We start from the raw sequence: 21,550 nt of genomic DNA, 5'->3' as shown, positions 1-21,550 counted from the left end.
ACTTCGACAAGCTCAGTGACCGGAACGGTTCCACGCTCCCTGAGCCTGTCGAAGGGCCCACGAGCAACCACACCCGACACGACACGGTTCCCCGAGGACACTTCGACAAGCTCAGCGACCGGAACGGTTCCACGCTCCCTGAGCCTGTCGAAGGGCCCACGAGGAAGCCCCGCCGTCCGAAATGACTCGGGCGGCGGGGCTTCGTGGTGCGGGGTGACTACTCGGCGTCGAGGTCCGTCTCGAGGAGACCGGCGAGCTCGGCGAGCGCCTCGTCGGCGCCCTCGCCCTCAGCGCGGAGGGTGACGACGTCGCCGTTGGTGGCGCCGAGGCTCATGATCGTGAGGATGCTCGAGGCGTCGAGCGGGCCCGAGTCGCCCAGCTCGATCGTGACGGGCACCGGCTGGCGCTTGACCGTCTCGATGAAGAGCTTGGCGGGGCGGGCGTGCAGCCCGACGCGGCTGGCGATGGTGGCTTGGCGTTCGGCCATGATGATGCTCCTTCTGCGGTTCGGTTGGTGCCGGCCGGACCAGTGGATCAGGTCAGGCTGTGGATCGGACGGGTACGGATCAGACGGCAGCGGGCTCGGTGGCGACCGCGGGGGCCGCCGTGTCGGCGCCGTCCACCGGGCGACGACGGGCGAACCGCTTGAGCAGGATGACGGCGACGGCGGTGATGACCGTGCCGACGGCGACCGACAGGATGAACATCCCGATGTTGCCGATGGCGAAGAACACGAAGATGCCACCGTGCGGTGCCTGCGAGGTGACGCCGGTCGCCATGATGAGCGCACCGGTGGCGGCACCACCGAGGATCGACGCCGGGATGACGCGGAACAGGTCGGCCGCGGCGAACGGGATCGCACCCTCGCTGATGAACGCGGCGCCGAGCAGCCAGGCTGCCTTACCGTTCTCCCGCTCGACCGCGGTGAACGAACGACGGCTGAGGACGGTCGAGGCGAGTGCCATCGCGAGCGGCGGCACCATGCCGGCGGCCATCACGGCGGCCATGATCTGCCACGGTGCCTGGTTGGCGAGCGTGCCCGCACCGAGACCGGCGACGGCGAACGAGTACGCGACCTTGTTGACCGGACCGCCGAGGTCGAACGCCATCATCGTGCCGAGGATGACCCCGAGCAGGATGGCGGAGACGCCGGTGAGACCGGACAGCCACGAGTTGAGGCCGTTCATGAGCGCGGCGATCGGGCCGCCGAGGACGAGGATCATCAGGCCGGAGGCGACGATCGATCCGAGGAGCGGGATGATCACGACGGGCATCAGGCCGCGCAACCAGCGGGGCACGTTGAGTCGGCCGAGGCCGTAGGCGACGCCACCGGCGAGCAGACCACCGACGAGTCCGCCGAGGAAGCCGGCGCTCATGAGGAGGGCGACGGCGCCGGCGACGAACCCGGGCGCGATGCCCGGTCGGTCGGCGATCGCGAAGGCGATGAAGCCCGCGAGGGCCGGGACGAGGAAGCCCATCGACGCGGCACCGATCGAGAACGCGACCGCACCCAGGTAGGTGCCGAGGCCGCCCGCCGGGAGGTTCACGAGGCTGTTCTCGACGATGATCTTGCCGGCGTTCTCGGTGATGTTGTATCCACCGAGGAGGAAGCCGAGGGCGATGAGCAGACCGCCACCCGCGACGAACGGGATCATGTAGCTGACGCCGGTGAGCAGCCAGCGCTTGATCGACTGACCGACGTTGGCGTCTTTCTTGTCCGACGTCGACGCGGAGGCGTCACCGGCCGCTGCGGCGACCCGCGGGGCGTTCGGGTTCGCGATCGCGGCGACCGCGTCGTTGATGAGCTGTTCCGGGGCGTCGATGCCACGCTTCACGGGAGCCTTGATGACGGGCTTGCCGGCGAAGCGGGTGACGTCGCGGACGTCCACGTCGACGGCGAAGATGACCGCCTGCGCCTTCGCGACGACGTCGGCGGGCAGCGGGGTCGCACCGGAGGCGCCCTGCGTCTCGACGTGCAGCTCGACTCCGAGGCGCTTGGCGGTGGCGGCGAGCGAGTCGGCTGCCATGTAGGTGTGGGCGATGCCCGTTGCACACGAGGTGACCGCGATGAGCACGGGCCGTGCGGCCTGGTCGCCGGCCTCGACGGGCGCCGTCGCGGCGCGCTCGGCTGCGGGAGCCGACGCCGGCTTGGGTGCATCGCTGAGTGCACCATCGACGAGGGCGACCACCGCGGCGGCGTCGGGCGCCTCACGCAGCGACGTCACGAACTCGGGCTTGATGAGCGAGCGGGCGAGCTTCGACAGGAGGGCGAGGTGCGCCTGGTCGGCGCCGTCCGGAGCCGCGATGAAGAAGAGGAGGTCGGCCGGGCCGTCGTCGGAACCGAAGTCGACGAGCGGCGAGACGCGGGCCATCGCGAGCGTCGGCTCGGTGACGGCGGCCGAACGGCAGTGCGGGATCGCGATGCCGCCGGGGATGCCGGTGTCGGTCTTGCTCTCCCGCGCCCAGGCATCGGCGAAGAGGGCCTCGGTATCGGTGGCACGGCCGGCGCGGACGACGAGCTCGGCGAGCGCGCGGATGACACCCGCGCGATCGGTGCCGAGGTCGGCGTCGAGGGCGACGAGCCCTGGGGTGATGAGTGGGGTGGACATCTGGGTTCTCCTTCGAAACGGATGCTGGTGCTTCGGGTGGTCGGGGCGGCCCTTCGACAAGCTCAGGGACCGGGGTGGGCGGTCAGGGACCGGGGTGGGCGGTCAGGGGGCGGAGGGGATCCGCTGCGGGAGCTGGGCGACGTCGATGGCGGCGGCGTCCGTCCCGCTGAGCGCCGGCACGTCGCTGCCCGGGAGTGCCGCGGCTGCGGCTCCGTGGGCGACGGCCTGCGCGAGGCGTGCTGCAGGTGCGTGACCTGCGGTTCGGGCGATCAGGTAGCCGGCGAGGGAGGAGTCCCCCGCACCGACGGTGCTGCGCGCGACGATCTTCGGGGCCCGGGCCGACCAGGCGGTGTCACCCTCCACCAGCACGGCGCCTCGGGAGCCGAGCGTGACGAGGACGGCGGCGACCGGGCCGGGTCGGTCCGTGGTGCCGATGAGCGTGGCGGCGACGGACGCGGCGAGCGCCGGGTCGGCCTCGATCTCGTCGCCGGACGCCGTGCCGGTGAGTTCGGCGAGTTCGGCACCGTTCGGCTTGATGAGGTCGACGCGTTCCCCGGTGACGGCGAAGGCGGCGAGGAGGGCGGCGAGCGGCTCCCCCGAGCTGTCGACGGCGACGAGCGGGCGAGTGCCGTCGGTGAGGGCGCGAGCGGCCCGGACGATCCGTGCGTAGAAGTCGGCGGGCAGTCCGGGCGGCAGCGAGCCGGCGATGACCAGCCACTCGGCACTCGCGGCGGCACGGGCGGTCGCGTCGACGAGGCGTGCAGCGTCGTCCTCGGTGAGGAGCGGACCCGGCTCGTTGATCTTGGTGGTGGTGCCGTCGGGCTCGGTCAGCGTGATGTTGCGGCGCACGGGCTGCCCGGTCGGGACGGCGAGGACGTCGATGCCCTGCGCGCGGAGCGACTCGATCATCGGGTCGGTCGATTCGCCGGGGAGGACGGCGATGGTCGCCAACTCGGCGGCGGCGATCGCCCGGGACACGTTGACGCCCTTGCCGCCCGGCTGCTCGCGGCTGGCGAGGGCGCGGAGGACCTCGCCGCGCTCGACGATGCCGGGGAGCTCCACCGTGTGGTCGAGCGAGGGGTTGGCGGTCAGGGTGATGATCATGCGACGACCACCTCGACACCCGCAGCCTCGAGGGCGTCCCCGAGCGTCGTCGGAACGACCTCGTCGGTGATGACGGTGTCGATCTCGTCGAGGGCGGCGAAGCGGATGAGCGCTTCCTCACCGAGCTTGGCGGCGTCGGCGAGGACGACGGCCCGTCGCGAACCGCGGACGATCGCCGACTTCACGGCGCCCTCGAGTTCGTCGGGCGTGCTGAGGCCGAAGTCGGCGCTGACCCCGTTGGCTCCGACGAAGGCGATGTCGGGACGGAAGCGACCGAGCTCGTCGACGGTCGTGCTGCCGACCGCCGCGCTCGTGATGCCACGGACGCGGCCGCCGAGGAGGTGCAGTTCGACGTGGTCGCAGTGGTGGAGCGTCGCGGCGATCGGCACGGAGTTGGTGATGACCGTGAGCGTCTGGCCGGCGGTGGCCGGGCGCCAGGTGACGAGGAGGTCGGCGAGGTGGGCTGTGGTCGTGCCGGCGTCGATGACGATCGAGCCACTGAACGTGGCCGGGATGAGCCGGAGGGCCGCACGGGCGATCGTGGCCTTCGCGTCGCTCCGCTGGCCCTGGCGATCGGCGAGGCTGGCCTCGGCGACGGAGGCACGTGCTGCGGAGACGGCGCCGCCGTGGACGCGGCGCAGGACGCCGGAGGTTTCGAGCTGGTCGAGGTCGCGACGGATCGTCTCAGCGGTGACGCCCAGCTCGCGGGAGACGTCGGCGACGGAGACCCGTCCGCTCGTCTTCACCCGGCTGGTGATGTGCTCGTGCCGCTCCGTCGCGTACATGCGTCGTCCTTGACCTTCGTTTCCGGTGTTGCAGGCTTGCAGTGCGAAGAAAGTATCACACAAACACAGAGAAACACAGATCTATGTCTTTCCCGGTCCCTGAGCTTGTCGCAGGGCGCAACCATCCCCGGTCCCTGAGCTTGTCGAAGGGCGCACTTCGACAGGCTCAGTGACCGATCAGGGAGGTCGCTCCGTGACCGATCAGGGAGGTCGCTCAGTGACCGATCAGGGAGGTCGCTCCGTGACCGGTCAGGGAGGTCGCTCAGTGACCGGTCCGGTGGGCGGGTCGGCAGCGGGTCAGGGTGCGAGGGACGGGACCGGCAGGCGGAAGGTGTGCCGCAGGGCGGACTCCGCGGCCAGGAACCCCGCCATCCCGTGCACGCCCATCCCCGGCGCGGCCGAGCTCGAGCAGAGGTACACCCCGGCCGCGGGCGTCCGCCACGGTTCGCGACGCACCACCGGGCGCCGCAGCAGCTGACGCAGCGACGGCTCGCCCCCGGAGATGTCGCCACCGATGTCGTTGGGGTTCTCGCGTTCGACGACGACGGTGTCGCGGCCCGCCTGAGCGATGATCGTGTCGCGGAAGCCCGGCGCGAACCGTTCGATCTGATCGACGATCGCCTCCGACATGTCCACCCGGGACCCCTTCGGCACGTGGCAGTACGCCCACACCGTGTGCTTCCCCACCGGCGCGCGACTCGCATCGAACAGCGAGGGCTGCGACAGCAGCACGTACGGTCGATCCGGATGGCGACCCGCGGCCACCGCGTTCTCGGAGGCGGCGATCTCCTCGGCTGTCCCACCGAGGTGCACGGTGGGGGCGTCGAGCAGTGCCCGGTTGGTCCAGGGGATCGGCTCCGAGACCGCGAGGTCCAGCTTGAAGACGGCGTTGCCGTAGCGGAACCGATCGAGCGCACGGACGTAGTCGGTGGGGAGCCGGGACCCGACCGCCGCGACCATGTCCCGCGGGCTGGTGTCGAACAGGACCGCTGCGGACAGGGGCAGATCCGAGACGGCGGTGACCCGGTGTCCGGTGACGACGCGGCCGCCGTGCGCCTCGAGGTCGGCCACCATGGCGTCGGCGAGCGACTGCGCTCCGCCCATGGGCAGCGGCCAGCCGTCGGCGTGCGCGTTCGCGGCGAGGACGAGTCCGGCGCCCGCCGCCGGGAGCCCGGGGAGCTTCGTGATCGTGTGCGCCATGACCCCCGTGAGCATGCCGGGCGCGACCGTCCCCTCGAAGCGGCGCAGCCAGGCCGGGGATCCCTGTTCGAGCACCCGGAGGCCGAACGGGACGACGTCGAACAGCCGCTTCGGGATGGGCAGCAGCGGGTTCAGCGTGAACTCGGTCACGGCCTCCATGCGGTCGACGACGGGCTGCAGCAGCTCCCGCCACGCGATGCCGTCGACGCCGAGCGTGCCCACCGTCCGGTCGAGGTCGCGGTAGGCGATTCCGGCGCGGCCGCGATCGAGCGGGTGCCCGTAGGAGGCCTCCGGGATCAGGTAGTCGACGCGCTCCGTCGCCTTCCACGCTCGGAAGAACGGTGAGGTCAGGACCATCGGGTGGATCGCCGAGCAGACGTCGTGACGGAAGCCCGGTTCGGTCAGCTCCTGCGTCCGCAGACCGCCGCCGATGGTGTCGGCTGCCTCATGCACCTCGACCTCGAGGCCGGCGCGCGCGAGGGTGACTGCAGCGGCGAGACCGTTCGGCCCGCTGCCGACGACGACCGCATCCACCATCGCTCCAGCCTAGGTCGTGGGCGATGGACATGGGATGACGGGTTCCGCGACGCCCGCGCCGGCTGGGATGGAACGGGTGGCGGTCGGCGCAACCGTGGCGCCGACCGCCGGTTCGTCTCGCACCCGAACGCGCGAGACGGCTGTGGTCACGACGGCGAACCGGCCGACGTCGTGACGGGTCTTTCGGTCCTCTGGCGCTCCGGCAGCAGCTGGCGGAGCACTCCCCCGGCGTGCGACGCCCACCGACCGACGGCGACCCAACTGCGGTCGCGGACGAAGAGCAGGTCGAGGGCGATCATCGCGAGCGAGAACGGCCACAGCCCGAGGAAGAGGCCGATGCCGAGGTGCATCAGGATCGTGAAGCCGAGCGCGAGGATCCGCGTCGGCCGCCACAGGATCAGCACCGGGAACAGCAGCTGCACCCAGACCGACAGGAACGTGGCGACCCAGACGAACGGACCGACCTGCCAGGCGAGGTCGCTCAGAGCGGGGAACGGCCGGAACACGTCGAGGACGAGCGAGTAGTAGAACGCCGTGCCCTCCCGCCACTCGGGACCCATGAGCTTGTAGATGCCGGAGTTCACGTAGACGAGCATGATCTGGTACGCGCAGAGGAGGACCGCGGTGTTGTTGGCGGCGTTCGCGAGCCAGGCCGGGATCGCGAACCGACCGCGCAGGATCGGCCGCAGCGCTCGACCCCGCCGCTTGGTGAGCCAGGCGTCGACCGACCAGTGACGCGACAGGTCCGCGAACACCAGGAACAGCAGCGTGATGCGGATGATCGTGTCGCCGCCATTGGTCAGCACCGTGCTGTTGGTCGCGAGCCCCACCCAGAACACGAGCAGGACTGGCGTGACGAACCGGGTCTGCCAACCGACGAGGAAGAGCAGCCCGAGCACGATGAGCACCCCGTAGGCGAGGTCGAAGACGAAGGCGCTGTCCTTCGTGAAGACGAGCTCGAACAGCGGGAACCACGCTCGACGGTTCGCCTCCGGGTCGACCCACTTCGACGCGACGCCCCAGAGGTAGTGGCGGTCGGCGAGGCTCGTGAACAGGAAGCTGACGATCGCGACACCGTAGAGGATCCGCAGGGCGGAGAGGCTGTAGCCGGCGTGCTTGGCACCCGTCACCCAGCCGGCGAACCGGTCGAACGATGCGCGGACGGCGTTCATCGTGCACCTCCGTAGCGGGTGACGACGTCGCGGTAGACGGCGAGGGTCTCCGGGTCGATGACGTCGTCGACGTGCCGCCAGCCGAAGGTGACGGCGGTGTCGTCGAACTGCTGCTCCTCGGAGAAGCGGTACTCGAAGTCGTTCGGGCGGGTGCGGTCGATCCGCCACCGGACGCGCTCGACGTCCTGGTCGAAGTACGCCGTGGAGAACGCGGTCGCGTACTCCTTGAGCATGTAGTCGTAGCGGAGGAACCGGACGACGTCGCCCTGCCCCGAGCCCGGCGTCGTGCTGACGGCGTCGAGGTCGGCGATGAGCGACTCGGCCGACTGGGCGCGATACCCGCCACCGTCGGCTCGCTGGATGAAGGTGTCGCGGACGATCTCACGCTGCTGGGCATCGAGGGCGAGGTAGCGGGCGTTGTAGGCGAGCATCGCGTTCCACGAGGACTTCTGGATCCGCGACGGCTCGGCGTGGCCCGGGACCGCCTGCTGCTCGAGCTTCGTGACGTTGACCCAGTCGGACTTCACGAGCGTCCCGTCGGCGTCGCGCCACTGGGCCTGGACGGAGAAGGTGATGTTCGTCTTCATGATGCTCGGCGCGAAGACGTTCCACTTCTGCGTGAAGTACGGGCCGGCTGCGGCGACGACGGCACCACGGACGGGTGTGGTCGGTGAGACGATGACGAGGGTGCCCGCGACGTAGACGCCGACGAGGGCGATCGAGACCGCGGCGGCGATGCGCGCGGCCCGCTTCGGCGGAGCGGTTTCGTCCCGAGACGATCCCGCTCCCCGGTCCTGCCGACCGGACGCCGGTGCCTGATCGCCGTCCGGTTCCTCGGCGCCGTCCGGTCCCTGAGCCCCTTCCGGTCCCTGAGCCCCTCCCGGTCCCTGAGCCCCTTCCGGTCCCTGAGCTTGTCGAAGGGTGTCAGAACGACCCCCGACGGGTGTGCGTGTGATCGGAGTCACGGTTCCTCCTTGGTGCTGGGTGGTGATGAAACCGCGGGGCACCGGTTCGGCGGTGTCTCCGCGGGAGAAGGAGCAGGCCGTGCCGACCCGAATGCGGCACGGCCTGCTCGGCGAGGTCACTCCATACGCGCCCGTCGCGTGGCCACGAAGGCGCCTCCGAGGAGGAGCATCATGGCGCCGAGCCCCCCGAGCCACAGGCCGTCGAAGCCGGTGCTCGGCAGACCGGGGAGTGACCCCGGTGCGGTGGCGGCCACCGCGGTGACCGTGAAGGCGGTGGCCTCACGATCGAGCGGCAGGGCGCCGGTCACGGATCCGGAGAGCTCCACGCGGTGGGCACCCAGCTCGAGCGACGAGTCGATCGGGAAGGTGAACGTGGCGTTACCGGAGGCGTCTGCGATGACGGGCGTCAGTGCGAACGGCGTCGAGAAGACGGTCGCCGAGATGGTCTCGCCGGGCTCGAAGCCGGTGGCGTAGACCTCCTGGATCACACCCGTGTCGCGGACGATCGTCGAGTACTTGACGGTCGCCTGACGCTCGTCGCCGGCGTCGGTGTCGCCATCGGCGTCAGCGGCGGTGTCGGCAGCAGCGTCCACGTCAGCTGCAACGTCGGTGTCGGCAGCGGCGTCAGTGTCGGCAGCAGCATCGACGTCAGCGGCGGCATCCACATCGGCCGCAGCATCCGTGTCAGCAGCAGCGTCCGTGTCAGCAGCAGCATCGGTGTCGGCAGCGGCGTCCACGTCAGCAGCAGCATCCGTGTCGACATCAGCCGCAGCATCGACGTCAGCAGCAGCATCCGTATCGGCAGCAGCATCCGTGTCAGCCGCAGCATCCACATCGGCCGCAGCATCCGTGTCAGCCGCAGCATCCACATCGGCCGCAGCATCCGTGTCGGCAGCAGCGTCCACGTCTGCGGCAGCGTCCGTGTCAGCCGCAGCGTCCACATCGGCAGCAGCGTCTACGTCAGCGGCAGCGTCTACGTCAGCGGCAGCATCCACATCGGCCGCAGCATCCGTGTCAGCAGCAGCATCCGTGTCGGCGGCAGCGTCCACGTCTGCGGCAGCGTCCGTGTCAGCCGCAGCGTCCACATCGGCAGCAGCGTCTACGTCTGCGGCAGCATCCACATCGGCAGCAGTGTCGGTGTCGGCGGCAGCGTCCACGTCAGCCGCAGCATCCACATCAGTCGCAGCGTCCGTGTCAGCCGCAGCATCCACATCAGCCGCAGCGTCGACGTCAGCGGCAGCGTCGACGTCAGCGGCAGCATCCACATCAGTCGCAGCGTCCGTGTCAGCCGCAGCATCCACATCAGCCGCAGCGTCCACGTCTGCAGCAGCATCCACATCAGCGGCGGCATCGACGTCCACGTCCACATCAGCGGCGGCATCCACGTCGGCGTCCACGTCAGCAGCAGCGTCCACATCGACCGCAGCTGCGTCGGTGTCGACGTCGACCGCTCCGTCCTCGATGGTGACGTCAGCCTCGGCCGGCGTCTCGGAGACATCGCCCTCGGCGGTCACCGTGACCGGTCCGGGCGTGTAGTCGTCCGGGATCGGCAGGTCCACGGTGAAGGAACCGTCAGGGTTCGTCACCACGGTGACGGACGGTGCGCCCGGGATGGACACCGTGACCGTCTCGCCACCGGCGAAGCCCGTCCCGTCGACCGTGACCGTCTCACCCGGCAGCGCCGAGGACGGGTCGACCGTGATGGCCGTGTCGTACGCGAGGATCTCGATGATCGTCGTCGCCGGTTCGTCCGATGCTGCACCGAGTGCCGTCACCGTGACGTCGCCGAGTGCGTAGCCGTCGGGGACCGGCAGGGTCACCGTGAAGCCGCCGCCGGCATTCGTCACCTGCGTGACGACCGGGGCGCCGGGGATCGACACCGTGACCGTCTCGTTGGCTGCGAAGCCCGATCCAGTGATGACCGTCGTGTTGCCGGCGATCAGCGCGTCCGGGGAGGCGGTGATGACGGGCGAGAACACGATGGCGGTGACCGTGACGGTCGCGGTGGCCGGCGTCTGCGACACCGCTCCCTCCGCCGTGACGACCAGCGGGCCGACGGGCGCGTTCGCCGGGACCGTGATCCCGACCGAGAACTCACCGGCGCCGTTCGTCGTCGCTGGGACGGCGGTGCCACCGGGCACCGTGACCGTGACGGACTCGTTCGGCGCGAAACCGGTGCCCGTGACGAGCGTCGCTCCGCCGGCCGCGACCGTGCTCGGGTCGGCGGTGATCGCCGTCTCGTAGGCCTCGACCGTGAGCTCCGCCTCGGCGGGCGTCGCCGAGGTCTCGCCGACCGCGGTCACCGTGACCGGCCCGACGGGCGTTCCGGGCGGCACCGGCAGGGTCGCGGTGAAGCCGCCGTCGCCGTCGGCCGTCACGACGACGGGGTCGCCGCCGGGGATCGAGACGCTGACCGACTCGTTCGGCTGGAAGCCGGTACCGGTGACCGTGGTGGTCTGGCCCGGGTTCACCGTGTCCGGTGTGAGGGTGATCGCCGTGTCGTAGACCGTGGCCTCGACCGTGACGGTGGTGATTGCCTCGGTCGCCGAGACGACGCCGAGTGCGGTGACCGTGACCGGACCGGTCGCGAAGCCCTGCGGGACGGCGAACGTCGTGGTGATCTCACCGTCGGCGTTCGAGGTGACCGTCACCGGCGCGAGGCCGGGGAAGGTGACCGTGACGCTCTCGGTCGGCGCGAAACCGGTGCCCGTGATCTCCGTCGAGGTGCCGCCGGGGACCGTCGCCGGGTCGGCAGTGATCGTCGGCGTGTAGACCACGTCGACCGTGAGGTTCGTCGTCGCAGGGGTGTCGGACGTCGCACCGAGCGCGGTCACGACGACCGTGCCCTCGGCGTAGTCGGCCGGCACGGGCAGCGACACGGAGATGGTGCCGGTCGCCGTCGCCGTGGTGGTCACCGGGTCGGCGCCGGGGATCGAGACCGTGACGCTCTCGGTCGGTGCGAAGCCGGTGCCGGTGACGAGGGTGCTGGCACCGGCGACGACCGTGGTCGGGTCGGCGGTGATGGCTGTGACGTAGGTCGTGGCCTCGACGGTGAGCGTCGCCGTGGCGGGGGTCGCCGAGACGGCACCGGTGGCGGTGACCGTGACGTCACCGATCGGGAAGTCCGGGGGGAGCGTGACGCTCACGGAGATCTCGCCGTCGGCGTTCGCCGTGGTCGGGAACGGGTCGACGATGCCCGGGACCGTGACACTCACGCTCTCGTTCGGGGCGAAGCCCGCGCCGGTGACGGTCGTGCTGCCACCCGGTGCGATGGTCGCGGGATCGAGGGCGATCGCCGTCTCGTAGGCGAGCACCGTGACGGTGGTCGTCGCGTCGGTCGCCGAGAGGACACCGGTCGCCGTGACGATGAGCTCCCCTGCGGTGGTGCCCGACGGGATCGGCAGGGCGGCGGTGAAGCCGCCGTCGCCGTTCGCCGTCACGACGACCGGTGTGCCACCGGGGATGGAGACCGAGACGGACTCGTTCGGTGCGAACCCGGTACCGGTGATCGTCGTCGAGGTGCCGGGGAGCAGCGTGTCCGGGTCCGCGGTGATCGCGGTCTCGTAGGGCACCACGGTCACGTCGGCGTCGGCGGGCGTGTTCGACGTGTCACCGGTCGCGGTGATCGTCAGCGGACCCGCGGGTGTTCCCACCGGGATCGTCACGGGCTGCGTGAAGTCGCCGTCGCCGTTCGTCGTCACCGTGACGGGGTCGCCGCCCGGGATCGTGATGGTGACGGTCTCGTTCGGCGCGAAGCCGGTGCCCGTGACGGTGGTGGTTCCACCCGGGTTGGCCGTCGTCGGGTCCACCGTGATCGCCGTGTCGTACACGACCGCTTCGACGAGGACCGAGGTCTGCGCCGGCGTGAGCGACAGGGCGCCCGTGGCCGTGAACGTCACGGTCGCGGGGACGAAGTCCGCGGGGAAGGCGACCACCTGGCTGATCTCGCCGAGCCCGTTCGCCGTGGTCACGACGTCGTCGAAGCCGGGAGCCGAGATGGTCACCGACTCGTTCGCGACGTAGCCGGTGCCGGACAGGATCGTCGAGTCACCGGGGTTCAGCGTGGACGGCGTGGCCGTGAGCGTCGTCTCGAACGCCTCGACGGTGATCGTCGCAGTGGCGGGTGTGTTCGACACGGCTCCGACGGCCGTGACGACGACGGGGCCGGCGGGGGTGCCGGGCAGGATCGGCAGGATGGCGGTGATGTCGCCGTCCGGGCCGGCCTCCACCACGACGGGCGTGCCGCCGGGGATGGAGACGGAGACGGACTCGCCGGGCAGGAAGCCCGTTCCGGTGACGGTGGTGCTGCCGCCGGGGAGGAGCGTGTCGGGGTCCGCGGTGATCGCCGTGTCGTAGACCGTCGCCTCGACCGTGACCGTGGTCGCCGCCTCGGTCGCGGAGACGACGCCGAGGGCCGTGACCGTGACCGGACCGACCGCGAAGTCCTGCGGGACGTCGATGGTGGTCGTGATCTCGCCCGCTGCGTTCGACGTGCCGGTGATCGGGTCGAGGCCCGGGAAGGTGACTGTGACGCTCTCGCTCGGCGCGAAGCCGGAGCCTGAGATCTCGGTGCTGGTGCCGCCGGGGACCGTGGCCGGGTCGGCGGTGATCGTCGGGGTGTAGACGACGTCGACCGTGAGGTTCGTGGTGGCCGGGGTCTCGGAGACCTCACCGAGCGCGGTCACGACGACCGTGCCCTCCGCGTAGTCCGCCGGGACCGGCAGCGAGACGGAGATGGTTCCGGTCGCCGAGGCCTGCGTGGTCACCGCGGGCGCACCGGGGATGGAGACCGTGACGGTCTCGTCGGGCTCGAAGCCGGTACCGGTGACGAGCGTGCTCTCCCCCGCGACGACGGTCGTCGGGTCGACCGTGATGGCCGTGACGTAGGTGGTCGCTTCGACGGTGAGCGTCGCCGTGGCTGGGGTGGCCGAGACGGCGCCGGTGGCGGTGACCGTGACGTCGCCGAGCGGGAAGTCCGCAGGGAGCGTGACACTGACCGTGATCTCACCGTCGCCGTTCGCCGTGGTCGTCACGGGCGTGGCGAGGCCGGGGATGGTGATCGTGACGGTCTCCTGAGGGACGAAGCCCGAACCGGTGACGACCGTGCTGCCGCCAGGTGCGACCGTCTGTGGGTCGAGCGCGATCGCGGTGTCGTACGCCTCGACGGTGATGACCGTCTCGGCCGGCGTGGCGGAGACCGCGCCGGTGGCGGTGACCGTGAGCTGGCCGGCGGGCGTGCCGGAGGGGATCGGCAGGACCGCCGTGAAGCCGCCATCGCCGTCAGCCGTCACGACGACGGGCGTGCCGTCCGGGTAGGAGACGGAGACCGACTCGTTCGCGGCGAAGCCGGTGCCGGTGATGGTGGTCGAGTTGCCGGGGAGGAGGGAGGCCGGGTCGGCGGTGATGGCCGTGTCGTACGGCAACACCTCGAGGTCGGCGGTCGCCGGGGTTGCGGAGGTCTCGCCGGTCGCGGTGACGACGAGCGTGCCGGCCGGCGTGCCGTCGGGGACGGGCAGGTCGACGGTGAAGCCGCCGTCGCCGTCCGCATCGACGGTCACCGGGGTGCCGCCCGGGTAGCCGACGGTGACCGTCTCACCGGGCAGGAAGCCGGTGCCGGTCACGGTCGTGGTGTTCCCAGGGATGAGCGACGTCGGGTCGAGCGTGATGGCGGTGTCGTAGACCGTCGCGGTGACGGTGACGACGGTGGTCGCTTCGGTCGCGGACACGGCGCCGAGGGCGGTGACCGTGACGTCACCGACCGCGAAGTTCTGCGGGACCGCGACGGGGGTGCCGATCGCGCCGAGTGCGGTGGCGGTGACGGTGATCGGATCGAGGCCGGGGAACGTCACGACGACGTCCTCGCCGGGCGCGAAGCCTGCGCCGTTGATGATCGTGGTCGTGCCACCCGCGACCGTGGCCGGGACGGCGACGATCGAGGTCTCGTAGACCACGGTGAGGTTGGTGGTGGCCGGGGTGTCGGACGTCTCGCCGAGCGCGGTCACGACGACCGGGCCTGCCGCGTAGTCGGCCGGGACGTCGAGCTCGACCGAGATCGTGCCGGTTCCGGTGGCCGTCGTGGTGACCGGGTCGACGCCGGGGATCGAGACGGAGACGGTCTCGCCCGAGGCGAAGCCGGTGCCGGTGATCGTCGTGGTCCCACCGGCGACGACACTGGCCGGGTCGGCGGTGATCGCGGTGACGTACTGCGTCGCCTCGACGGTGACCGTCGTGGTCGCGGGGCTGGCCGAGGAGGCGCCGGTCGCCGTGACCGTCACGGGGCCGAGCGGGAAGTCCGCCGGGAGCGTGAGGCTGGTGGAGATCGTGCCGGTGCCCGTCGCGGTGGTGACGACCGGGTCGGTGAGGCCGGGGACGGTGATCGACACCGACTCGCCGGGCAGGAACCCGGTGCCGGTGATCGTGGTGCTGCCGCCGGGCGCGATCGTCGCCGGGTCGGCGGTGATGGCCGTCACGAAGGGTGCGACGACGAGGTCGGTGGTGGCCGGGGTGTCGGAGGTCGCGCCGGTGGCGGTGAACGTCAGCGTCGCCGGGGTGAAGCCGGCGGGGATCGCGACGCTCTGGCTGATCACACCGGCGGCATCCGACGTCGTGGTGACCGGGTCGAGTCCGGGCGCGGTGATGGTGACCTGCTCGTTCGCCGCGAAGCCGGTGCCGTCGATCACGGTGGCCTGGCCGGGGTTGACCGTCGCGGGCGTGGCGGTGATGGCCGTGTCGTACACGACGAGCGTGCCGCGCACGGAGGACGACGCGAGGTTGACCGTCGCAAGCGAGATCGCCGGGACGAGGGAGATCTGCACGGCTCGGACGGTCGCCGATCCTGCCCCGAGGTCGCCGGTGGCCGGTTGCACGTTGGCGGTCACGTCGGCGACGAGTCGCACGATGTTCAGGATGGGGCCGACGACGTTCGCCGCCAGGCCGCCGGTGATCCCGTTGAGACCGGTGTTGAGCGTGTTCAGACCGGTGAACGCGGTTCCGACGACGCCCTTGACGAGGTTGAGGACGAGGTTGACCACGCCGTCCAGCGTGAGTCCGAGGGTCGCGAGGATCGGGTTCAGCACGTTCGGGAGGAGCCCGGCCGAGGTGAAGGCGGCAGTGCCGTTCTGGACGGCGCCGAGCGTCGAGTCGAGCGACAGGGAGATGACCGGGACCTGCGTGACGACGACGTTCGTCGTGACGTTGCCGGTGACCTGAATGCGCGTATTGTTCACGGCCGCCTGCAGGCCGGCGGACACGGCCGTGACCTGAGCGGTGACCGCAGACGTGATCGCGGCGGCGATGGCGGCACCGATCGGGCCAGAGAGCAACGAGGTGTTCGGCGGCAGGTCGTTGAGGTCGGGCAGCGTCGGGTCGTTCGCGAGCAGGGTCGCGAGGTCGACGGTCACGGCGCCCGTGAGGAGGTTGACGGAGACCCCCGTCGCCGCCGACTGCGACGCCTGGGTGGTGAGGATCGTGTTGACCACGGTCGACAGGTTCGGCGGGGTGACCGTCCCCGTCGCAGCCACTCGGAGCACGCCGATGAGGTTCGCGTTCAGCGCCGTGTTGAGCGCCGACGTCAGCCCGTTGAGCGTGGTCTGCAGCGGCGGGAGGAGGCCCGTCACCTGCGTCCCGACGTTCTGCACGAGCGGGCTCTGGAGCGTGAGCGTCGCACCGGAGATCTGGTAGTCGGGAACAGCCGTGGTGCCGCCCGTCTGCGAGATCGTGGAGGCGAGGGCGCCGAGGCTGAGGGAGAGGTCGCTGAGGATCCCGCCGGTGGGCGTCCCGACCCGGCCGAGCAGACCGGTGAGGTCGAGTTCGGCGTCCGCCGGCGGAGCATCGGGTCCACCGATCGAGACGCCACCCTGGTCGGTGACCGCGCCTGAGCCGGCGATCGCGTCGCCGTTGTCGGCGGCGGACCCGTACTGAGCGACGGCACCGAGCTCGATGACGCCATTGGCACCGAACAGTTGGAGCGAGCTGCCGAGGTCGACGCCGAGGGTGTTGAGCACCTCGGCCGACAGCGGGTTCGCGGCGACCGGGTGCACCCCGCTCGGGTTCTCGGCGCGAGCACCGGCGACGGCGGCGAGGGCGTCGAGGTTGATCCCGGCCGCCTGTCCACCGAGGAAGCGGCCGAAGCCGTCGGACACGTCGGACGGGGCCGCTGTGGCCGCCGTCGTCGATCCCATGGCGATGACCGTGCCGACCACGGCCATGGCCGCGACCTTCCACGCACGGCCTCGGCCGAGGATGCTTCGCTGCTGTTCCCCCACGGTGGAACCCTTTCTTCGGTGCACGGGCGAACCCGCGACTGGCGTCGATCCCGGCCAATCTATGGGCGGGCTTCCCTGTCCCCCAGAGGAGGGACCCCAACCTCCGTAGTGCCGGATGGAAAACCGGTACTGGCCTCCGCAGTGCGCTGCGGCGCCGCGCGACGCCGGGTTTCGATCGGTCCCGGAGACCCTCCGACGCATCATCGGTAGCGGGGCTCCAGTGCAATCGGATCCATCCGTGCCATGTCATCGATGACGGTTGAGAGATAACCCGCACTGGCCGGGGGTTTACCCCCGACTGGGGTGCGTAGTTTCTACTGAGAACGCTCTCTTAGGGCTGCGGGAGCACTCAGGGATTACGGATAATGGGGCATCCGACGGAGTATTCGCAGCGTCCCTAGTGATGCGGATCCCGTCGTCCTGACGGAGCTTGAGGGGGCTGCGATATGGAAGAACCGGTTGCGACGGCAGTGGAGCGAAAGCCACATCCGAGGTCGGCCGAGCAGGTCATCCCATGAACCCGGGTGCGCATCGGTTCAGTGGCGGCGCGCGGTCCGCCGCGTCGCCCACCCGTCGCTCCGGCGAGTTCCGCCAATCCGCCACCCGCGCTCCCGCCCAACCGAGCGGTCGAGCGGCCGCGATCGCCCGGATGACGGCGCTCATCGCGAACCGGACCAGCACGCTCCTCGTCGGACCACACGGCTACGGCAAGACCTTCACCGCGGACGCGATCGGACGTCGGATGCACGAGGACGGACGCCCGGTCATCCACGTGTCGGGTGCGTCACGGGACGCCTCGCACACGCTGAGCGACTGGCGCACGGTACCGAGCGGTGCCGTCTTCATCGTCGACGACGGGGCGAACCTCCACCCGGCGAGCCTCGCCGACATCATCGAACTCTCGCGGTCGCGTGAGCAGGTCGCCCTGGTGACGCTGGAGCAGGAGCTCGCCGGACTGCAGGGGCGCGGCGACGAGTCCGCCGATCGGCTCCTCGCCGTCTGGCGGACCGGGTCGCTCACACGGATCGACCTCCCGGCGCTCGACGGGTTCGAAGCCTCGGCGATGGTGGACGAAGCCGCCGACGACGCGGTCCTCGACGACATGGCCAAGGCCGTCATCGTGCGGTTGAGCAACGGCTCGCCACGGCTCGTGCATGAGCTCACCAAGGACGCGCTCGAGACGGGTGGGGAGTTCTACCTGCCGCGCAGCATCCTCTCGCTCGGGGTCGCGGGGGTCTCACCGCGAGTGCACGACCTCACGGAACCCCAGCTCTCCCGGCTCGAGGACGAGGGCCGGTACGCCTTGGTCATGTTGGCGAAGCTCGGCCCGGTCCCCTACTCGCGCGCGATCCGCCTGCTCGGCGAGCACCAGTTGCACGCGCTCCTCCGGCTCGGACTCGCGCGGCACGACGGCTCAGGCCAGGACCGCATCGTCGCCGACGAACTGCACGCGTGGTCGGCACTCGCGGAGTGGCGCCACAGCGGACGACTGCACCGCCACGACCGCGTCCAGCGGACGCTCATCTCGGACCTGCGTGGCGGTGCCCGTCTCACGCCGAACGAGTCCTTCATCCTCGGCCGGTACTGGCTGACGGCTCCGCACACCGAGCTGGACGAGGGGTTCGAGTCCCTCACGATGGCCCGCACCTTCCTCGAGGCGGCGCACGTCGCGAACGTCTCCGGCCTCGCCGAGGACGGTCGTCTGCTCGCCGAACGCGCGTACACCTGGCGCCCGTCCGTGGCAGCGGCGCTCCAGTGGTCACGGTCGCTCGCCATGCTGGGCGACGGTGACGGGGCTCAGCGGGTCCTCGAAGTCGATCCCGCGGCCGATTCCGACGAGGACATGCAGGCGGAGGTCTTGAGTTGGCGGGCGACCCTCGACCGCTGGTCCGAACGCACCTGCGCGCAGGAGCTGACGGAGCAGGAGGAGCACAGCCGCGTGCTGTCCCAGCGGATCCTGATGGTCGAGACCTGGCGCGACCAGGATCGGCAGGGTCCGTCCGAGAGCGATGCCGTCTTCTGGAAGGTCCTGCGCGACGTCGACGCCGCGCAGTCCTCGCGACTGTATGCCGCCGCTGCGCTCGTGACCAGGCTCGGCCTCAGGCTGCCACCGTCCGAGCTGCGGGAGCTGCTCCAGCTGGGTGACGCCGTCTACCGGTCGGTGCCCTACAGCGCCGCGCGGCCGTTGTCGCACGCCCTGCGCGACGCGAGCGCCATGTACGTCCTGTCGGCCGGCACCATCCGCCTGCTCACCGGACTCTCCTGGGCCGGCTTCGCGCGCTACATCGACGAGTTCGTCGCTCGCGCCGAGCGCGGAACCGGGCGCCTGGCGACGACGGACCAGTGCATCGTCGGGATCCTCGGAGCCCAGTTGGCGTTCTTCGACGGCCGCCCGGACCGCACCGTGGCCGACCTCCGGGTCGTCGAGCGGCTCCTCGACTCGACCGTTCCGCCCGAGGTGCACACGCAGACCGCTCTGCTCCTCGTCGGCGCTCTTGCTCAGACCGGCGAGCTCGAGGAGGCGATGGAACGGCGAGCTGCCGAGGACGAACGCCTCATCGCAGCCTCCACGGTCCTCTCCTACCTGGCGGACATCGCCGACTTCGGCCTGCTGATGGCAGGCGGTCGCGTCCTGGAGGCACGGGAACACCTGCGCCGGCTCGCGCAGGACATCCGGAAGCCGCTGACCCAGCGGATCTACTCCGCCAGCCTGGCCGCCGCGGCCGGCGCCGACCTGTCCGAGACCCTGTCCTGGGTCGTGGACGCCCGATCGCAGGAGCTCACGCCCCTGCAGGCGTCGCTCATGCTGCTCCTCGAGGCCGGCGCCGCCGGCGACGCGAGCCGCGCCGAGGAGGCCGCCTGTTCGCTCGAGGAGGTCGGAGCGCGGCATCGGGCGATCGGGGCCCATCTGCTCGCAGAACGACTCCACGACGCCCAGGGGCGACTGCAGCACGCCCGCCGTTGCGCGGAGCGGGCCGCAGAACTCGTGGGTCCCACGCCAGGCGCCGCTGCGGATACGGAGGCCCGATGGACCTCGGTCGTGTCTCCGTCGCCCGTGTTCGCCACCTACCGGGCGGAGACGACCGAGGAGACCGCGCCGGTCGAGCACACCGTCCCGGTCGAGCCGCACTCGACGCACGCACCCCTGGCCTACCTCTCCCGCGGACAGACGGACACCGGCCAGGAGGCCGCCGCAGCCGACCTGAGCGCCCTCACCCGGCGGGAGCTGGAGGTCGCCCTGCTCATCGCGCAAGGACTGAGCAATCAGGAGATCGCGACGCGGCTCTTCCTCAGCGTCCGCACCGTCGAGTCGCACGTGCTCCAAGCACGGACGAAGCTGGGCGCGGGGAGACGGCGCGACCTCGGCCGCCTGGTCGCGCAGTCCTCGCAGCGTCAGGCCTGATCCCCTGAGCGGGCGACGCAGCGCGGTTCAGCAGTTTTCTCGGTAGCGTCCGGCGATCCCAGTACCCCACTACTGGTTACAACCGTCAGCCTGCTGCCTATCGTCCTGAGGGTGTCGTGAGACGCGCGGAGGTCGTCTCCGCACGCCCGACACCTGTGGTGACGCGAGCCGTCACCGGCGGACTCCAGGGGGCTTCCATGACCATCGACACCAGCACCGAGGCCTCAGCGGCCACCGGCACCGACGCGCCCGTCCGCGGCCAGCGCAGCAAGCGGGCGAAGGCGATCCTCGCCGGCGGCCTGGTGCTCGGCGTCGGTGCGGCCATCACGCTCGCTGCCTGGAACGACTCCGAGTTCGCGACCGGGATCTTCGCCGGTGGTGGGTTCGGTATCGAAGGCAGCACGGACGGCACCGCGTTCACCGAGCACCCGACCGAGGCTGCGGCCGCCCCGCTCACCTTCGCGGTCGAAGCCGACAACCTGGCACCCGAGGAGCCCGTCTACGCCGGCTTCGCCGTCCAGCTGACCGCCGCGTCGACGTACGCCGGCACGGTCGACATCACCGCCACGAGTGGCGCCGCCATCGCCTCCTCGCTCAGCTACTCCGTCGTGGAGACCACCACCTTCGGCTGCGACGCCGCGAGCTTCGCCGCCGGCGACCCGCTCGTGACGGATGCCGCCACGACGTCGAGCACGGCAGCGGACATCTTCACGCTCGGCGCCGTCACCACGCCCGTGTTCCTCTGCTTCGAGGTCACCCCGGCCGCGACACTGCCGCAGTCATCGCCGAGCGGCACCGTGGTCTGGGAGTTCGCGGCCGAGTCCACCACCCCGCTGCCGTAACCCGCGGCGGGACGGCGATCATGGGACGGCACACGCCGGCGGCAGGCAGACACCACCGCACCGATCGACGACGGGGCGCGTCGCGATACACGAAGGCCAGAGCGGCCCTCGCAGCAGCGCTCGTGCTGGGAGTCGGCACCTCGCTCACCCTCGCGGCCTGGAGCGACGACGAGTTCGGAACGGCGACCTTCGCGGCGAGCACCTTCGCCGTGGAGTCGCAGACCTCGTCGTCGACCTGGGCAGCGCACGAGGCGGCGAACCCCGCCACGCTGGTCTTCAACGCCACCGCCATGTCGCCAGGGCTCTCCCAGTTCGCCTACATCGACATCCGCACGACCGCCGCGACGAACATCGGCGGGACGGCGGCGCTGTCCGCGGTCTCGGCTGCGACGGGCACCCTCCTGCCGCAGCTCGAGTACCGCGTGGTCACGACGGCGGCGGGCACGGCGTGCAACGCCGCCGCGTTCACCTCGGCGACCGTCCCCGCGTACACCGCGTCGCTCTCGACGGGCACGGCTCCGCCGACCGCGACCGGCGCGCTCACCGCGGCGGGCAACTCCACCGTGCGCTTCTGCTTCGACGTGCGGGTGAAGGCCGGCACCGCCTCCAGCTTCCAGGGCGGGACGGCGTCGGCGACGTGGCAGATCACCAGCACCTCCAGTTCCTGAT

At 71.0% G+C, this 21,550-nt stretch carries 11 protein-coding genes; 3 read left to right on the top strand and 8 right to left on the bottom strand.

Annotated elements, in window-relative coordinates; all coding sequences use genetic code 11:
* Positions 1–217: 217 nt before the first annotated feature.
* From ACQG07_RS07010 to ACQG07_RS06975, 8 genes are all read right to left on the bottom strand, one after another.
* Complete coding sequence (locus ACQG07_RS07010; protein WP_056014456.1) at positions 218–487, bottom strand: HPr family phosphocarrier protein; 270 nt, start codon at positions 485–487, stop codon at positions 218–220.
* 79 nt (positions 488–566) lie between these two features.
* A complete protein-coding gene (locus ACQG07_RS07005) occupies positions 567–2,609 on the bottom strand; it encodes a PTS fructose transporter subunit IIABC (RefSeq protein WP_274500507.1) in 2,043 nt (680 codons plus the stop codon).
* A gap of 102 nt (positions 2,610–2,711) precedes the next feature.
* Positions 2,712–3,713 (bottom strand): 1-phosphofructokinase family hexose kinase, encoded by a 1,002-nt coding sequence (locus tag ACQG07_RS07000; RefSeq protein WP_426737861.1) that lies wholly within the window; start codon positions 3,711–3,713, stop codon positions 2,712–2,714.
* Positions 3,710–4,498 (bottom strand): DeoR/GlpR family DNA-binding transcription regulator, encoded by a 789-nt coding sequence (locus tag ACQG07_RS06995; RefSeq protein WP_085512485.1) that lies wholly within the window; start codon positions 4,496–4,498, stop codon positions 3,710–3,712. Before ACQG07_RS06995 ends, ACQG07_RS07000 begins: the two co-directional genes overlap by 4 nt.
* Before the next feature lie 297 nt (positions 4,499–4,795).
* Positions 4,796–6,235, bottom strand: a complete 1,440-nt coding sequence (locus tag ACQG07_RS06990) for a phytoene desaturase family protein (RefSeq protein ID WP_426737860.1) — start codon at positions 6,233–6,235, stop codon at positions 4,796–4,798.
* 146 nt (positions 6,236–6,381) lie between these two features.
* Complete coding sequence (locus ACQG07_RS06985) at positions 6,382–7,407, bottom strand: HTTM domain-containing protein (RefSeq protein WP_137243732.1); 1,026 nt, start codon at positions 7,405–7,407, stop codon at positions 6,382–6,384.
* Positions 7,404–8,372, bottom strand: coding sequence for a DUF5819 family protein (locus ACQG07_RS06980; protein WP_426737859.1), 969 nt, complete (start codon positions 8,370–8,372; stop codon positions 7,404–7,406). Before ACQG07_RS06980 ends, ACQG07_RS06985 begins: the two co-directional genes overlap by 4 nt.
* Positions 8,373–8,488: 116 nt before the next feature.
* The gene (locus tag ACQG07_RS06975) at positions 8,489–16,636 is read right to left on the bottom strand and encodes a choice-of-anchor G family protein (RefSeq protein WP_426737858.1); all 8,148 of its coding nucleotides are present in this window, start codon (positions 16,634–16,636) and stop codon (positions 8,489–8,491) included.
* Positions 16,637–17,150: 514 nt separating this feature from the next.
* Between ACQG07_RS06975 and ACQG07_RS06970 the strand changes: the two genes are divergently transcribed.
* The 3 genes from ACQG07_RS06970 to ACQG07_RS06960 all read left to right on the top strand — a co-directional run bounded on the left by ACQG07_RS06970 (position 17,151) and on the right by ACQG07_RS06960 (position 21,549).
* Positions 17,151–20,039, top strand: coding sequence for a helix-turn-helix transcriptional regulator (locus ACQG07_RS06970; RefSeq protein ID WP_426737857.1), 2,889 nt, complete (start codon positions 17,151–17,153; stop codon positions 20,037–20,039).
* A gap of 197 nt (positions 20,040–20,236) precedes the next feature.
* The gene (locus ACQG07_RS06965) at positions 20,237–20,881 is read left to right on the top strand and encodes a SipW-dependent-type signal peptide-containing protein (protein ID WP_426737856.1); all 645 of its coding nucleotides are present in this window, start codon (positions 20,237–20,239) and stop codon (positions 20,879–20,881) included.
* 20 nt (positions 20,882–20,901) lie between these two features.
* Complete coding sequence (locus ACQG07_RS06960; RefSeq protein ID WP_426737855.1) at positions 20,902–21,549, top strand: SipW-dependent-type signal peptide-containing protein; 648 nt, start codon at positions 20,902–20,904, stop codon at positions 21,547–21,549.
* The last annotated feature ends 1 nt before the right edge of the window (position 21,550 follow it).

This window comes from Plantibacter sp. 2H11-2 (genome assembly GCF_050031945.1).
In the GTDB taxonomy this organism is placed as follows: domain Bacteria; phylum Actinomycetota; class Actinomycetes; order Actinomycetales; family Microbacteriaceae; genus Plantibacter; species Plantibacter auratus.
The sequence above is the reverse complement of the archived record's forward strand: the minus strand, read 5'-3'. Positions and strand labels throughout refer to the sequence as shown.

Excerpts from the sequence above, each read along its gene's own strand:
- ACQG07_RS07010 (WP_056014456.1), bottom strand. The coding sequence starts at position 487 with ATGGCCGAACGCCAAGCCACCATCGCCAGCCGCGTCGGGCTGCACGCC.
- ACQG07_RS07005 (WP_274500507.1), bottom strand. The coding sequence starts at position 2,609 with ATGTCCACCCCACTCATCACCCCAGGGCTCGTCGCCCTCGACGCCGAC.
- ACQG07_RS07000 (WP_426737861.1), bottom strand. The coding sequence starts at position 3,713 with ATGATCATCACCCTGACCGCCAACCCCTCGCTCGACCACACGGTGGAG.
- ACQG07_RS06995 (WP_085512485.1), bottom strand. The coding sequence starts at position 4,498 with ATGTACGCGACGGAGCGGCACGAGCACATCACCAGCCGGGTGAAGACG.
- ACQG07_RS06990 (WP_426737860.1), bottom strand. The coding sequence starts at position 6,235 with ATGGTGGATGCGGTCGTCGTCGGCAGCGGGCCGAACGGTCTCGCCGCT.
- ACQG07_RS06985 (WP_137243732.1), bottom strand. The coding sequence starts at position 7,407 with ATGAACGCCGTCCGCGCATCGTTCGACCGGTTCGCCGGCTGGGTGACG.
- ACQG07_RS06970 (WP_426737857.1), top strand. The coding sequence starts at position 17,151 with ATGAACCCGGGTGCGCATCGGTTCAGTGGCGGCGCGCGGTCCGCCGCG.
- ACQG07_RS06965 (WP_426737856.1), top strand. The coding sequence starts at position 20,237 with ATGACCATCGACACCAGCACCGAGGCCTCAGCGGCCACCGGCACCGAC.
- ACQG07_RS06960 (WP_426737855.1), top strand. The coding sequence starts at position 20,902 with ATGGGACGGCACACGCCGGCGGCAGGCAGACACCACCGCACCGATCGA.